Annotated in this window: 18 protein-coding genes; 15 read left to right on the plus strand and 3 right to left on the minus strand. The window is 29.1% G+C overall.

All coding sequences use genetic code 11. The annotated features are described in order from the left end of the window. Positions 1 to 59: 59 nt before the first annotated feature. Complete coding sequence (locus tag ACKTSI_RS01150) at positions 60 to 1040, minus strand: DDE-type integrase/transposase/recombinase (protein WP_407862668.1); 981 nt, start codon at positions 1038 to 1040, stop codon at positions 60 to 62. Between the two features lie 246 nt (positions 1041 to 1286). Between ACKTSI_RS01150 and rny the strand changes: the two genes are divergently transcribed. The 5 genes from rny to ACKTSI_RS01175 all read left to right on the plus strand — a co-directional run bounded on the left by rny (position 1287) and on the right by ACKTSI_RS01175 (position 5196). Further along, on the plus strand, positions 1287 to 2822 hold the full coding sequence (gene rny, locus ACKTSI_RS01155) for a ribonuclease Y (RefSeq protein WP_407862927.1): 1536 nt from the start codon (positions 1287 to 1289) through the stop codon (positions 2820 to 2822). 125 nt (positions 2823 to 2947) lie between these two features. Continuing rightward, positions 2948 to 3439 (plus strand): isoprenylcysteine carboxylmethyltransferase family protein, encoded by a 492-nt coding sequence (locus ACKTSI_RS01160; RefSeq protein WP_068475057.1) that lies wholly within the window; start codon positions 2948 to 2950, stop codon positions 3437 to 3439. Positions 3440 to 3447: 8 nt separating this feature from the next. Continuing rightward, positions 3448 to 4056, plus strand: coding sequence for a class I SAM-dependent methyltransferase (locus ACKTSI_RS01165; RefSeq protein WP_288979896.1), 609 nt, complete (start codon positions 3448 to 3450; stop codon positions 4054 to 4056). 274 nt (positions 4057 to 4330) lie between these two features. After that, positions 4331 to 5047 (plus strand): hypothetical protein, encoded by a 717-nt coding sequence (locus tag ACKTSI_RS01170; RefSeq protein WP_407862928.1) that lies wholly within the window; start codon positions 4331 to 4333, stop codon positions 5045 to 5047. Then, positions 5047 to 5196 (plus strand): hypothetical protein, encoded by a 150-nt coding sequence (locus ACKTSI_RS01175; RefSeq protein ID WP_407862929.1) that lies wholly within the window; start codon positions 5047 to 5049, stop codon positions 5194 to 5196. The genes ACKTSI_RS01170 and ACKTSI_RS01175 overlap by 1 nt, the downstream gene beginning before the upstream one ends. 110 nt (positions 5197 to 5306) lie before the next feature. Here ACKTSI_RS01175 and ACKTSI_RS01180 read toward each other — a convergent pair whose 3' ends face one another. Next, positions 5307 to 7025 carry a hypothetical protein gene (locus tag ACKTSI_RS01180; protein ID WP_407862930.1) on the minus strand — a complete coding sequence of 573 codons (1719 nt, stop codon included), beginning with the start codon at positions 7023 to 7025 and terminating at the stop codon, positions 5307 to 5309. Positions 7026 to 7508: 483 nt separating this feature from the next. On the opposite strand from ACKTSI_RS01180, the gene ACKTSI_RS01185 reads away from it, so the two are divergent. The 10 genes from ACKTSI_RS01185 (at position 7509) to ACKTSI_RS01230 (ending at position 15118) form a co-directional block, all read left to right on the plus strand. After that, positions 7509 to 8780, plus strand: a complete 1272-nt coding sequence (locus ACKTSI_RS01185; RefSeq protein WP_407862931.1) for a DUF1576 domain-containing protein — start codon at positions 7509 to 7511, stop codon at positions 8778 to 8780. A gap of 5 nt (positions 8781 to 8785) precedes the next feature. Beyond that, positions 8786 to 9145, plus strand: coding sequence for a hypothetical protein (locus tag ACKTSI_RS01190; protein ID WP_201275530.1), 360 nt, complete (start codon positions 8786 to 8788; stop codon positions 9143 to 9145). 104 nt (positions 9146 to 9249) lie between these two features. Then, a complete protein-coding gene (gene sufC, locus ACKTSI_RS01195) occupies positions 9250 to 9990 on the plus strand; it encodes a Fe-S cluster assembly ATPase SufC (protein WP_068475075.1) in 741 nt (246 codons plus the stop codon). Between the two features lie 2 nt (positions 9991 to 9992). After that, positions 9993 to 11408 carry a Fe-S cluster assembly protein SufB gene (sufB, locus tag ACKTSI_RS01200; protein WP_068475078.1) on the plus strand — a complete coding sequence of 472 codons (1416 nt, stop codon included), beginning with the start codon at positions 9993 to 9995 and terminating at the stop codon, positions 11406 to 11408. A gap of 11 nt (positions 11409 to 11419) precedes the next feature. Further along, on the plus strand, positions 11420 to 12451 hold the full coding sequence (locus ACKTSI_RS01205; RefSeq protein ID WP_068475080.1) for a SufD family Fe-S cluster assembly protein: 1032 nt from the start codon (positions 11420 to 11422) through the stop codon (positions 12449 to 12451). Position 12452: 1 nt separating this feature from the next. Continuing rightward, entirely contained in the window at positions 12453 to 13685 is a 1233-nt protein-coding gene (locus tag ACKTSI_RS01210; protein WP_288979883.1) for a SufS family cysteine desulfurase, read from the plus strand. Then, positions 13675 to 14100 (plus strand): Fe-S cluster assembly sulfur transfer protein SufU, encoded by a 426-nt coding sequence (gene sufU, locus ACKTSI_RS01215; protein ID WP_068475087.1) that lies wholly within the window; start codon positions 13675 to 13677, stop codon positions 14098 to 14100. Before ACKTSI_RS01210 ends, sufU begins: the two co-directional genes overlap by 11 nt. 48 nt (positions 14101 to 14148) lie before the next feature. Continuing rightward, a complete protein-coding gene (locus ACKTSI_RS01220; protein ID WP_407862932.1) occupies positions 14149 to 14469 on the plus strand; it encodes a DUF1294 domain-containing protein in 321 nt (106 codons plus the stop codon). Between the two features lie 97 nt (positions 14470 to 14566). Next, the gene (locus tag ACKTSI_RS01225; protein WP_288868723.1) at positions 14567 to 14743 is read left to right on the plus strand and encodes a hypothetical protein; all 177 of its coding nucleotides are present in this window, start codon (positions 14567 to 14569) and stop codon (positions 14741 to 14743) included. A gap of 45 nt (positions 14744 to 14788) precedes the next feature. Continuing rightward, positions 14789 to 15118 carry a hypothetical protein gene (locus tag ACKTSI_RS01230; protein WP_308576951.1) on the plus strand — a complete coding sequence of 110 codons (330 nt, stop codon included), beginning with the start codon at positions 14789 to 14791 and terminating at the stop codon, positions 15116 to 15118. Positions 15119 to 15205: 87 nt separating this feature from the next. Here the strand turns inward: ACKTSI_RS01230 and ACKTSI_RS01235 are convergent, their stop codons facing one another. Further along, positions 15206 to 15355, minus strand: a complete 150-nt coding sequence (locus ACKTSI_RS01235; protein ID WP_288868722.1) for a hypothetical protein — start codon at positions 15353 to 15355, stop codon at positions 15206 to 15208. Between the last annotated feature and the right edge of the window lie 42 nt (positions 15356 to 15397).

Here is a 15397-nt window from a genome sequence, read left to right on the forward strand (position 1 = left end):
ATGATGTGAGACCAAAAATTATAAAAAAATATAACCTGTATGTTAGAATTAAAGGAGAATTAATTCTCCTTTAATTCTAATAATTCTTTACGTTTTTCAATAGGTGAGAGCCAATTTAAAGTTTGCATAGGTAATCTATTAGATTTATAGAGATATTTTTTCATTTGTACAATCAAATCTTCATAAGAATAAAAAGATAGATTACTATAAAATCTTTCATTGTCATTTCTATGACTTCTTTCAACCTTTCCATTGTGTCTAGGCGTTCTAGGTCTGATTAATTGATGTTTAATACCCAATTCGTTACATAGTTTGTCAAAAGGATGAACTCTTTTAGTATCTTTAAAATGTGTAAATTCAAAGCCATTATCGGTTTGAATAATTTCAGGAATATAACCAAAGTATTTAATAGCCATTTTAACAAAAGTAACAGTACTATAAGAAGATTGTTCCTTAAAAGGATAAATAAACCTTTCGCGAGTAGCTTCGTCAATAATCGTATATTGGTAGAATTTATCGGGATATTTACCAACATAACAAGAATTAGGAACATATTTAACATCAAGTTGCATTTTAACACCAATTTTAGTAGGAGTATGATAAGGTTTAGGAACATAGGGTTTGGAAGGCTGTTTAACGTCTTTAAAAAATCCAAGTTTTCTAAGAAACCTAAAAAGAGAGCAAGGGTGTCTAGTATAACCTTTATTTAGTTTAAGTTTAGCGTAAAGTTCAATCAAAGAAATATTAGGATTTCTTCTAATGAGATTTTTAATCCAATAAATTTCAGTATCGGTATGAGAATTAGGGTGTTTAGATAAAGGTCTATGAGATTTATCCTTAAGGGATTCAATAGAGCCATCAAATCTTTTATTCCAACGCATAAGAGAGGCTTTGGATATTTTATATCTTCTACAAACAAAGCTAACAGAATTGCCGTTTCTGTAAGTTTTAACAGCGTGGTATCTTGTTTGAAGTAAATGAGGGATATAACGTTGGTTGTGTTTTATATTTTCTTGATTTTGTGATATAATATTATTCATAAAAGAGAGTTCCTTTCTAGTTAATTTTTTTGTTTTAATAATTATACAGGATATTCTCTTTTTTTTGTACCCTTGGTCTCACATCAATTGTATCATAACAGTGGATATTTATTTGTTAAATATTTTAAATTGACAAAAAGTAAAAAAAGTTGTAAAATAGTAATTGTGAGAAATCACGTTTAATTTTAAGGAATAATAATTTGATAATTGTAACTTGAAAATTTAATATGAGGAGGTGTGAAACTAATGCCAAAGGAATTTTTAATGATGCCTATTTTCTTGATTGTTGGTGCTGTTGTTGGCTATTTTTTTAGAAGAATGACTTCTGAAAAACTTATAAACGGTGCTGAAAATCATGCGAAGAAAATTGTTGAAGATGCGGTTAAGGAGGCTGAAACTAAAAAGAAAGAAAAATTAGTTGAGGCTAAGGAAGAGGCGCATAGAATTAAACAAGAAAGTGATAAGGAAAATAGAGAAAGAAGAAATGAAATTCAAAAGTTAGAACGTCGTTTGATTACTAAAGAAGAAAATTTAGATAAGAAAAATGAAAATTTGGATAAGAAAAATGAACGTTTAAATAAAGAATTGAAAGCTTTAGAAGTTAAAGAAACTGAAATTGAAAAATTAGTTGAAAAACAAAAAGAAGAACTTGAAAGGGTTGCGAATATATCATCAGCAGAGGCTAAGGAAATTATACTTGAAGAAGTTAGACAAGCAAGTATAAAGGACGCTGCAAATATCATAAGAGAGATTGAACAAAATGCAAAAGATAATGCAGAAAGAAATGCCAGATATATTATTGGAACTGCTATTCAAAGATATGCAGCAGACCATGTTGCAGAATCTACGGTTAGTGTTGTAACTTTACCTAACGATGAGATGAAGGGTAGAATTATTGGTAGAGAGGGAAGAAATATAAGAACATTTGAAAGTTTGACAGGAGTAGATTTGATTATCGACGATACTCCAGAAGCTGTTGTTTTATCTTCTTTTGACCCTGTTAGAAGAGAGATTGCAAGACTTGCACTTGAAAAATTAATTAATGACGGAAGAATCCACCCAACTAGAATTGAGGAAATGATTGAAAAATCAAAACAAGAAGTTGAAAATAGTATTAGAATCGCAGGTGAAGATGCTTGTGATCAAACTAATATTCATGGATTACACCCTGAACTTATAAAACTTTTAGGAAGATTAAAATACAGAACTTCTTATGGACAAAATGTTTTAAAACATTCAATAGAAGTTGCTCATATGGCTGGAATGTTAGCTGCTGATATAGGAGCTGATGTTAAGATTGCTAAAAGAGGTGGTCTATTACATGATATAGGTAAGGCTATAGATCACGAAATGGAAGGAAATCACGTAGAATTAGGTGTTCAGATGGCTAAGAAATACAAAGAAAAACGTGAAGTTATCCATTGTATTGAAGCACATCATAATGATGTTGAACCTTCAACTGTTGAAGCACTTTTGGTGCAAGCAGGAGATGCTATCTCAGCTGCAAAACCTGGTGCTAGACGTGAATCAGTTGAAAATTATATTAAACGTTTAGAAAATCTTGAGGCTATTGCAAATTCATTCGAAGGAATTGAAAAATCTTTTGCAATTCAAGCTGGACGTGAAATAAGAGTATTGGTTAAACCGGAAATTCTTGATGAAGATAAGATGTTATTAACTTCAAAAGAAATAATTAAGAAAATACAAGAAGAACTTGAGTATCCCGGAACAATTAAAGTTAATTTAATTAGGGAAACAAGAGTTGTTGACTATGCAAAATAGTTTTTAAATTTGAAAATAAGAATGTTTATAGAAATATGAACATTCTTTTTTTGTGTAATTTTTTTGTTGATATTATTTATCCTTTGTGTTATATTTATTATAGTTACTATTATAAGGAGCAAGTTATGAAAAGAGAAAAATTATCGATTTTAGGAATTGGACCTATTTATGTGGGTATTATAATAATCTTAACAAATATTTTGGTATTTTTACAAAATAAAGGATATTTCAAAAGTGGAATTGTTCCGTTTTTAAAAATTCCTTTTATGATTATAGGTATTGTATGTATGCTTGTTGGGATTGTACTTTGGGTCAGCGCTGTTTTTCAGTCAAAAATTTCAAGAAATGTAAAAGAGATGAAGTTAGTTACAACTGGAGTTTTTGCTTTTGTTAGAAATCCAATTTACTCTGCATTTATGTTTTGTTGTTGGGGAGCTAGTTTTATTTCAAATAATTTATATTTTTTGTTTACAATTCCGCTTTATTGGGGACTTTTAACTGTTTTGGTTAAGAAAACGGAAGAGGTATGGCTTAAAGAAATTTTTGGAGATGAATATATTGCTTATTGTAAAAGAGTCAACAGATGTATTCCTTGGCTTTCTAGACATACAAAATAGGAGGTTATATGAGTAATAATTATTTTGATGAAGTGGCTAAGGTTTGGAATACTAAAGAAAGAGAAAATCGTACCTTTACTATTTATGAAAAAATGTTTAAGTATTTAGGGGAAAATCTTAAAGAAAAAACGGCTCTTGAAATAGGCTCAGGCGATGGACTTTTGGCAACTTTGTTTTCTAAAGACTTAAAAGAGGTAGATTGCATGGATATGTCTTTAAAGATGAGAGAGGAATCTTTAAAGAGAATCAATGAAATGAAAATAGAAAATATAAGTATAAATGATGAAAAATTTTTAGAAAATTCAGATAAAAAATATGATTTTATTTATAGTTTAACTGCTTTTCATCATATTGTTGATGTTGATGCAGAGCTTAAATTGTTAAAAGAACATTTAAAAGATGATGGAAAAATCATTATAATGGATTTAGATACAGTTTCTCCAGATTTTCATAAAGATTTTCCAAACTTTGACGGACATGATGGTTTTTCAAGAGCGGAAATGGAAAATTATTTCAAAAATGCAGGATTTACTCCGATTAATTATGAAATATTGTGGAATGGAAGAAATGGGGAGATTGATTTTAGAATTTTCCTAATGGAAGGGAAAATTATATAAGAATTTTAAAATAAGAATTTTAAAATAGTGAATTTAATAAATTAGATATTTTAACGCAGTGGAAAAGTTTAAATATTTGACAAATTTAATTTTATATGATAAAATACAATAAAGTGTTATTTTGAATAAAATTAATTGATATATTTATTATGTAGGATGATTTTTATGAAGTGTAATAATCCTAAGAGGTATAAGAACAGAGATAAATAATTTTATTAGTTATTGTTTTAAGTTTTTTATAGTTATATTTCGAATAAAGTTAGGAGAGAAAATCATGAAAAAATTCTTAAGATATATTTTAATTATTTTAATAGCTTTTTGTTTAAATTTTAGTAATAAAACAATTTTTGCTAGTGAAAATAATGAATGTTCTCTTCAAGTTCAGAGAGGAGAGTATAGTGATGAGATTTTAGATTATATAAGAAATAATTGGGAAAATTTTTTTGGAAGAGATGAGTTAAAAAAATTTTTAGGTTCTGATATTATTGTTGGGGAACCTTATGGAATATATAGCGTTGATGAAGATAAGTTTATAGCTACTAAATTTCCTATTTATGTAAAAGGTAATTGTGTACAAGTGCTTGATGTTTTTGAAAATCCTAAAACAGGGAAATTGACATGGACTGCGAGCACAGATAAAGATTTCATGAAAGTAATAGATGATTTAAATAAAAAAACTGGGAAATATAGATTTGAGACAAAGTATAGTTCTACTGGTGGTGCTGATACTCTTGATATTGTAAAAATTGAAGAACAAGGTTTTAGAAGTTTTAAAGATGCCATATATTCTGATATAAGTAAGCCTTTGTTAAAAATAAAGGTTAGAAATATTAACGAGAAGCCCGCTTTAAGATCTTCAAATTATCCTGTAGAAAAGATTTTGCCCATGGATCCAAAAGAATCTCAAGATAATAAACCTTGGTGTGTAGCTTATGTGGTGCTAGGATTTTATCTTATGAATTTTCTAAAGATATTAGGGCTAGAGATATAATGGAATGGGTATATTGGAGTTTTTGGAATAAACCCAATTTAGATGATAAAAGTTTGTCTGATACTGATTTGATTAAATATGCAAAACATCTAGGCTCAAATCCATATTATGTTGATAGATCTCTTTATAGAGGAGAGATAATGGATTAAAATATTATGAAAACAAGAAATTGTACAATGTATGATTGGATAGATTCAATTAGAAATTTTACTTGGAATTAAATTAAAAGGTTATGCCCGCGCATAACCTTTTAAAATACTTATTTTTTTACGCCTGTAACATTAAATGTTCCGTCTTCGTTTTTATAGCCTGAAATTTTAAATTTATCATTTTCTTTTGCAAAGATTAAATCGTTTGAAACTGAAACTCCAGCGATATATATTAAATTATCTTCTTTGGTTGTAAAGTAGAAGAATGTGTTTCCTTCAATGTTTATGGCTTTTATTTCCTTAATTGTTCTTTCAACTGCAGAATTGTTATCAGCGTTAGGGTCGATTAAGTCTGCGTTTAATTTGTTGTAGTTTTTAACTACTTCGTTTATATCGCTACCGACTGCAACGCTTTGATATTTTTGTGCATCTATAAGTGCAAAAAGTTTTGTAAGTTCTGCACCATCTTTTAAGCTCATAAAATATGTCGGTCTGTTATTTAAGTTTATTAGAATAGGGAATGTTGAAGAATATCCTTTTTCTTGAACGCTACCCTTTGCACTTTCCATAACTGAAAATTCTTCTGCTGATGAAACAGGATAGAATTTTGTTTCCTTTGTTCTCATATTTACAAGTACAAAACCTATATTTGATTTGTCGGAAAGAACGGAAGTTATACCTGTATAGAAATAAATATCTTCTCCGATAGAAAGATAATTATATCCTTTAGTCGGCTTTGTAACACCTGTTTGCTTTATATATTTATTTATAAAACCATTTTTGTAAACACCGTTATAAGTTAATTGTTCTTCAATCATTTCTGCAGGATAAACTCTATCCACCCAAGCAGGAACATCTTTTTTATCATATTCCTTAATTTCTCCTGAATTTGCATCTACGATTAAAACTTTACTTACATCCATACCTCCTACTAAATTAATTGTAGGTTTAAGAACGGATGCAACCCAGAACGGATTGCCTTCATCATCTATTTCAAAATTTATTTCTCCGATTATATAAGTCGGTCTTTTAAGACGAATATGTCTTTTTATATTTCTGTTAAATTTATCTGAAAAACTGTAAAAAATAGGCTTTTCAAGTTTTACAAGTTTTGTATCTTGACTTGCCATATCAACAGAAACGTAGTGTCCAAGACCCTTTGATTGGTTTACAAACCATTTAACAATTCCCGAATAAGTAAGAGGAGTTACTCTAAAAGGCTTGCCCTTAATATTTATTTGTGGATATGTCGGATCAATGTCGTATTGTGAAACTAAATCTCCACCGATTTCTCCAAGTTTTCTTGAGCCCAATCTTTCGGCAGTTGATTTGTCAACAACCGGAATTTGATTAAAGTTTATAGGCTTTACGTCGTCTTTAAAAATTCCTTCTTGTTTGTTTATTAGAGCAGAATATTTTTTCGCATTAAAAACCGGAGAAGATATTAAAAATGCAAAACCATAAAATCCTACTGATATTCCCAAAACATATAGTAAAATTTTTCTAAGACTTTTACTAAATTTATCATTTATATTTTTTATATCTTCCAACATACTTGAAAAAATAACAAAGCTAATTGCAATAATTCCAAGGAAAAAGTAAAAAGAAATATGTCTAAAATTTATTATTGGTAATGCTATATAAAAATATATAGAAGAAACTAAAATCATAAAAATCAAACTCGGTAAAAAAACAGAGCCGTTTGTTTTAACTTTTTTTCTTTGATGAGATTGGAAAAAATTTTCTTTATTTTCAGATTCGTTTTCTTTATCTACTTTTTCAAATTCTTCTTTGATAGAAGAAAAAAATTTATTTATAAAAAAATTCATAAAATTACCTCCTTATTTATTTTGCACAAGAATTGCAAAATCATATTTATTTGAACATATTTCCATTTTGATAAATTTAAATAGGTAAATATGATGAAATAAATATTCTTTTGCACAATAATCGTAAATTCATATTTATTTTATCATAAATTAATAAAAAAATATATACCATATCTTTTTAAGAGTATAATTTTTTTCTTGAAAAATATTATTAAAAGTTGTATAATTTTATTGGCGACGTAAACGTCTTTAAATATAAATAAATCTTTAAATTATCTTGCTAAACTATATTTAATTGATTATTGTTTTATGAAAATAATTGTTCTTTATTGACTATTTTTAATAATAAATATCGACAAGAAGTAAAATAAATTTTGTGATGTAACTAAAATTTATAATCTTTTTTATATTTAAGTGCTTTATCTGTTCACATTTCTTTTTTTATATGTTACAATATATGTGAGAAAATTTTGGAGGAAAGTATTGAGTAGAGAAAAGATATATGTAAAGAACCATTATAGATATGATGCGATATTTATATTTTCTATTTTAGCAATGTTAATTGGATTGTTTTTTGATAGTCCTAAAGAAATTTTAGATGGTTACATTAAAATTTTACAATCACCGAGTCATTTGCTTACAGACTATATGTCAGTAGGGGGGATTGGTGCGACATTTTTGAATGCCGGAATGCTTATGTTGTTGGCATCTTTTGTGTTGTGGAGAAGAAAGCAATTACTAACAGGGCCAATCATAGCTGCTCTTTTTACACTTTTCGGATTTTCTCTTTTTGGGAAAAATTTATTTAACACAATTCCTATAACTTTTGGTGTTTATCTTTATGCTAAAATCGAGGGATTAAAATTTAATACTTTGACTATGAACAGTTTGTTTGGTACTGCTCTAGGGCCTGTCGTAAGTTATATTTGTTTTGGTATTGGATTGCCTTTTGCCAAAGGTTTTTTAATTTCGTATGCCGTTGGTATTTTGATTGGAATGGCTATTCCTGCTCTTTCGGCGTCGTTTTTACGTTTTCATCAAGGTTATAGTTTATATAATATCGGTTTTACTTGTGGTGTTATAGGACTTTTTATTCAAGGTATTTTTAAATCTTTTTATTTGGAAGTAAAAAATGTAAATATAGTTAGTAAAGGAAATCTACAAATAGCGATTATAATGTACATATTTTTCTTTATAGTTTTTGCTCTAGGTTTTTATTTAAACGGTTTTAGTTTTAAAAACTTAGGAAATCTTTTAAAGAATAGTGGTAGAGCTCCATCTGATTTTGGGAATATTTATGGTAGGGGTGTCAGTATGATTAATATGGCAACTCTTGGAATTATATATACTACCTATGTTTTACTTATGAATCAGCCTTTAAACGGTCCAATTCTTGGTGGAATTTTTACTGTTTTCGGGTTTGGAATTTTTGGTAAACATATCAAAAACGTATTGCCAATTCTAGTTGGAACATTAATTGCCTACTTTTTGAATATTTATGACCCACATAGCGTTTCTGCAACTGTTACGATTTTGTTTGCTACAAACTTAGCTCCTGTTGCAGGGGAATATGGAATATTTGCCGGAATGGTTGCCGGTTTTTGCCACGTTTCCATTGTTTCAAGTGTAGGACTTCTTCATGGAGGTTTGAATCTTTATAATAATGGTTTCTCCGGTGGATTTGTTGCCGCAACTTTAGTTCCGATTTTTGAGGCAATTAGAAATTCTAGATTTTTTGATGAAAAGGGAGAGTAATTGTTTTGAATACTATAAAATACGAAGAAAATTGTGCTAAATTAATTGTTAGTGGACTTGTTCATTACTATTTTAGTAAAAGAGTTCAAGATTTAAGAATAGATTTTAAGATAAAAAAAGATTCTTTAGTTGTTATTGCTGAAGGAAATGTTAAGATAAAGCCTGAGGACTTGGAAGAGTTAAACAGAATTTCAAATTCTGTAAGACTTCCGGAGTTTGAAAATTATTACGATACTTTGGTTGGGGTTGGTAGCACAGGTTGTGATAGTTCCAATATAGATACTTTGGGTTCTATGGTTGATGAGGCTATTGTTTCTTATTCTGAAGACGGACTATTGACAATTTTATTAGTTAGAAATTTTTAAACCTTTAATATTTGAAGGTTGTACATATTCAGTTTATTTGTCTTGCCCTTTGGGTATTAACAAATAAGCTGAGCTTAAATACTTATTATAAGGGGTAGATATATATGAAAATATTAGAGGTTAAAAATCTTCATGTTAATGTTGGAGATAAGGAAATTTTAAAAGGTATCGACTTGGATATTTTTGAGGGAAAAGTTCATGTTATTATGGGACCTAATGGTGCCGGCAAATCAACACTTACTAACTCAATTATGGCACATCCGAAGTATGAAGTTACAAGTGGAGATATAATCTTTAAAGGAGAAAATATAAACGAATTAAGAGCTGACGAAAGAGCAAAACTTGGTATGTTTATGTCTTTCCAAAATCCTGAAGAAGTTCCCGGAGTTACTGTTTCTAATTTCATTAGAGCATCAAGAATGTCAATAACAGGAGAAAAAGAAAGTGTTGTTGAATTTCAAAGAGAACTTGAAGAAAAGATGGAAAGCTTAACTATGGATACAGCTTATTCTCAAAGATATTTGAATGTCGGTTTTTCCGGTGGAGAAAAGAAAAAGGCAGAAATTTTACAAATGGTTATGTTAAATCCTTCATTTGTAATGTTAGATGAAACTGATTCAGGTCTTGATATTGATGCTGTTAGAATTGTTTCTGAAAATGTTGAAAGATTTAAAAACGAAAATAAATCTATTTTGATTATAACTCACCATAGAGCGATTTTATCAAGAATTAAACCGGATTATGTTCACGTTCTATACAATGGAAAAATAGTTAAAACATCTGACGCATCTTTGATTGATAAAATTCAAAATGAAGGTTATGCTTGGATTGAACAAGAGGTGTAGTTATGACATCAGAAAGAAAAAAAACACAAGTAGAGGAAATGGACAGAGGTGTCTATGATATAAAAAACGAGGTAAGATATTATTCAAAAACTGAAAAAGGCTTGACTCGTGATATTGTTATGCAAATTTCTAAGGAGAAAAATGAACCTGAATGGATGCTGGAATTTAGACTTAAAGCATTAGAAGTTTTTGAAAATTCTAAAAATCCAAATTGGGGACCTGATTTATCTCCTGTTGATATAAATGAAATTACAACTTACATTCGTCCTGATGCAAAGATGAGTGAAGATTGGAATGAGTTACCTGAAGATATTAAGGGGACTTTTGATGCACTTGGTATTCCTGAGGCTGAATACAAAAGAGAACTTTCAGGTGTTGGAGCTCAATATGATAGTGAAGTTGTTTACCACAGCTTAACTGAGAAAATGAAAAATCAAGGGGTTATCTATACAGATTTTGAAACAGCTGTAAGAGAATATCCTGACATAATAAAAGAATATTTTATGACTTGTATAAAACCTGAGGACCATAGATATGCTGCATTACACTATGCAGTTTGGAGTGGTGGCTCTTTCGTTTACGTTCCTAAGGGAGTAAATGTTAGTATCCCATTACAATCATATTTTAGACTTAATGCTCCTGGAGCCGGACAATTTGAACATACTTTAATTATTATTGAAGAAGGTGCATATTGCCATTTCATTGAAGGCTGTTCTGCACCAAAATACAATGTATTAAATGTTCACGCCGGTGCTGTTGAGCTTTTTGTAAAGAAAAATGCGACTTTAAGATATTCTACAATAGAAAACTGGTCAAGAAATATGTATAACTTAAATACAAAGAGAGCCATTGTTGATGAAAACGGAACTATTGAATGGGTTTCAGGTTCATTTGGCTCAAAGGTAAGCTTGTTATACCCTATGAGCGTGTTAAGAGGAGAAGGCGCAAAGAGTGAATTTACAGGAATAACTTTTGCTGGTAAAGACCAATATCTTGACACCGGAGCAAAAGTAATTCATGCAGCTCCAAGAACAAGCTCATCAATCAATTCAAAGTCTATCTCTAAAGGCGGAGGAGTTGCGATTTACAGAGGACTTGTAAGTGTTAAACCAAATTGTCCGGGATGTAAATCAACTGTAACTTGTGAATCTTTAATGTTAGACCAAGAATCTCAGTCAGATACAATTCCGGTTATAGATATTCAAACTTCAGATATTGACTTAGGACATGAGGCGAAGATTGGTAGAATTGATGATGATGTAATCTTCTACCTAATGAGTCGTGGTATTCCTGAAGAAGAGGCAAAAGCTATGATTGTTAGAGGCTTTGCTGAACCTATTGCAAAGGAATTACCTTTGGAATATGCAGTTGAAATGAATGCTTTGATTAATCTTGAACTTGAAGGAACTATTGGTTAGGGGGTGTCTGTATGAGAGGAAATTTTATACCAAGTAATACTTGGAACAAGGCGAGAGTTAATAATACAGAGGTAACACTACCTAATTTAGAGCCAAAGGCTTATTCATTAATGAATTGTGAAAAGAAAAATCTTGATTTTTCTTATGAAGAATTTTCATTTTCTAAAGAATTAACTGAAACTTTAAAAGTTTTTAAAAATTTAGAAATGGATTTTGTTTCAACTAAAGATAATGCTCTAAATAAAGTTGTTGAGTTGGAATTAAATAAAGAAAATAATCAATTAGTTGATATTATAAAGATAAAGGCTTGTGAAAATTCAACTTTAAATTTAAACTTGGACTATTTTACAAAAGAAAATTTTGAAGGCTTTAGACATTCAATCATTGAAGTTGAGGCGGGAAAAAATAGTAATGTAAAAATTTGTATCTCTCAAAGATTTTCTTTAGATGTTTTGAGTATTCAAAGTGTTTACTACAAAGTTAAAGAGGGAGCAAATGTTGAATTCGTTCAAGTAGATTTAGGCGGTAGAGGAAACTATGTTTCTTATATAGGCGACCTTGTTGAAAAAGATTCAAATGTTAATGTCAGTTCAATATATTTTGGTAAGAAAGAACAAAAATTAGATTTTAATTATATTACAAATCAAAGAGGAAATTCTACAAAATACGCTTTAGTTGTTAAAGGAGCTTTAACTGATAAGGCAGAAAAAATTTGTAGAGCGACTATTGACTTCAAACGTGGCTCATCAAAGTCAAAAGGATCAGAACAAGAGTATGTAACATTACTTTCTGATGATATAAGAAATGTTGCAGTTCCAATCCTACTTTGTACTGAAGATGATGTTGAAGGACTTCATGCAGCAAGTGCAGGAAAAATTGATGAAGATATATTATTCTACATTATGAGTCGTGGATTTAGTGAGTCAGATGCTAAGAGATTAATCTTAGAATCACAATTTGCCGAAGTTATCGACTTAATAGATAATGAAGAAGTAAGAAAGAGAGTTTATACAACTTTAGCAGAAAAACTTGCGGAGGTATAATATGACTAAAACTGTTCTTGAAATTAGAAAAGATTTTCCGTATTTAAACGAAGAAAAAGTTGGTAAAAAAGTTATTTATCTTGACAATGCAGCCACAAGCCAAAAGCCACAAGCTGTTATTGATACCATAACAAATTATTACTCATATCAAAATGGAAGTCCTCACAGAGGTAGTCATTACCTTAGTATGTCTGCGACTGAAATTTATGAGGGAACTAGAAAGAAAGTTAAAAATTTTCTTAATGCAAAGAGAACTACTGAAATAATTTTTACTAAAAATGCAAGTGAGGCACTTAATTTAGTCGCTTATGCTTATGGACTTAAAAATTTACAAAAAGATGATGAAATAATGCTTAGCATTATGGAGCATCATAGTAATTTATGTACTTGGCAATTTTTAACTGAAAAAACAGGTGCTAAACTTAACTATATTTATCTTGATGAAGATTTTCAACTTGATATGAAATCTTTTGAAGAAAAAATTTCAAAAAAAGTAAAATTAGTTTGTATAACTTGTGCATCAAATGTAGTTGCTACAATGCCTGATGTTAAAAAAATCGTTGAAATTGCTCATAAAAACGGAGCAAAAGTATTGCTTGACGCATCACAAATTGTTGCACATAAAAAGCTTGATGTTCAAGAATTGGACGCAGATTTTTTAGCTTTTTCCGGACATAAAATGCTTAGTGCAATGGGAGTCGGTGTGCTTTATGGAAAATTTGAAGTTTTAAAAGAAATGAATCCATTCCTTTTTGGTGGAGATATGATAGAATATGTTTATGAAGATTATTCAACTTATCTTTTACCTGCCGGTCGGTTTGAGGCGGGAACACAAAATGTTGGGGCAGTTGCATCACTTGGAACAGCTATCGACTATTTAGAAGAAATTGGATTTGAAAATATAGAAAAGATAGAAAAAGAACTTATGGATTTTGCTTTTGAAGAAATGAAAAAGTTGGATTTTGTAAAGACTTATACTACAACAAAAGAGAATAGATGTCCTGTAATAGCTTTTAATGTAAAAGATGCACATCCTCATGATGTTTCTTCAATACTTGACAGTTTCGGAATAGCTATAAGAAGCGGACATCATTGTGCAGAGCCTTTGCATAGATATTTGAATGAAAATGCAACTTGCAGAGTAAGTTTTTCTTTCTATAACACTAGAGAAGAAGTAGAATATTTCATTGAAAAACTAAAAGAAGTAAGGAGAATATTACATCTTGGACATTAGAGAAATTTATACGGAAATAATAACAGAAGAAAGTAGAAATACTAAAAATAAGAGATACTTACAACACCCAACTCACGAAGAAAAAGGACATAATCCTAGTTGTGGAGATGAAATTACATTACAACTTGACATTGAGGACGGAATCATAAAAGATGCCTCTTATGTTGGAGTTGGCTGTGCTATTTCTCAAGCATCAACATCACTTATGATTGACTTAGTAAAAGGAAAGAGTTTAGACGAGGCAAAAGAGCTTTGTGAAACATTCTTGGCTATGATTACAGAAGGACTTGAGGGAGATGAGCTTAGAAAGCTAAAAGATGCAATAGCTCTTCAAAATATTTCTACAATGCCTGCAAGAGTAAAATGTGCAGTTCTTGCTTGGCATACATTGAAAAATATAATCGAAGCTAATTAAATAAGGTCGTAGCTCTTTTGAGTTGCGACTTTTTGTTTAGGAGGGTATATGAGAATTTTTTTTATATTATATTTACTTTTGGGTGGTTTATTATATAACTATAAATTATTGATTTCTATAATTTTTATGATGAATTTAATATCTTTTACAATATTTTATATTGATAAAAGAAAAGCTATAAAAGGCAAGAATAGAATTTCAGAGAATAGCTTATTATTATCAGCTTTTTTGTTCGGCTCTATTGGTGCTTTTCTATCCATGCAAATATTTAGACATAAAACTAAAAAGCTAAAATTTAGAATATTAGTACCACTGTTTTTTGTGCTAAGAGTATTGATTTTATATTATTTATATAAATATATGATCTAGTATTGACTTCGCTAAATTAAAGGGATATAATTTAGTTATAAGAGTTGTAAAAGTATCTATAATAATATTTTAAATCATAAGGAATAGAGGTGTTTATATGTCTAATTCAGAAATAACAATTTTGGCATTAATATCTATACAATGTTGTGCAATTGTGTTTTCAATTTATAGTGTGGAGAAAACAATCAATAAAAACAATAAAGAAATGTTGTCTAAAATAGATGAATTAAATAATACAATAAAAGAACTGGAGTCAAAGTTAGAAAATAATTAAGAATTATTTAAAGTATGTTAAGATGTATAGAAAGGAGTAATAGTTATGGAATATAAAAATGGAAGTATAGGCGGATTTGTTGCTAATGGTTATGATTCTGAGTTACTTAGATTTAATCCGGACTCATTATGTCAGTTTGTAATATCAATAACAAATGAAGGAATATATATTAAAAATAAAAATGAGTTAGAATATAGCTGTATTCCTAAAGAATATTTTAAATTTACTGGAAATATTTTAGATAAATTATCAAATGTAGTACGTTTTAAAATAATCAAGGGAGCTTATGCTCATGAATATGTAATTGAAGATTTTATGAAAAATGAAAAGTTTCCGGATATAACTTCATATATTAAATTATTTAAAGAAAATTAAGTTATGTTTATAAAATTATAGAATATATTAAAAAAACAAATAAAGGAAGTGATAAAAATTACTTCCTTTTTTGATTCTGAAATTAAATTAAAATTTATCTTTAAATAGATCGTATAAATGAGAGGCTAATACTATTCCAAAGCAGATAAATATCATAGGAGAAATTTCTTTATAATAGAATATAATTAAAAATACTATTATAGTGATTGTTAAATAATTCACCCATTTTTTTCTCATAACTGCCTCCTTTAGATTAATATTAAATAGTAATTTATTGAA

The organism is Parvimonas parva, from assembly GCF_045866535.1.
GTDB classification, from domain to species: Bacteria; Bacillota; Clostridia; order Tissierellales; family Peptoniphilaceae; genus Parvimonas; species Parvimonas parva.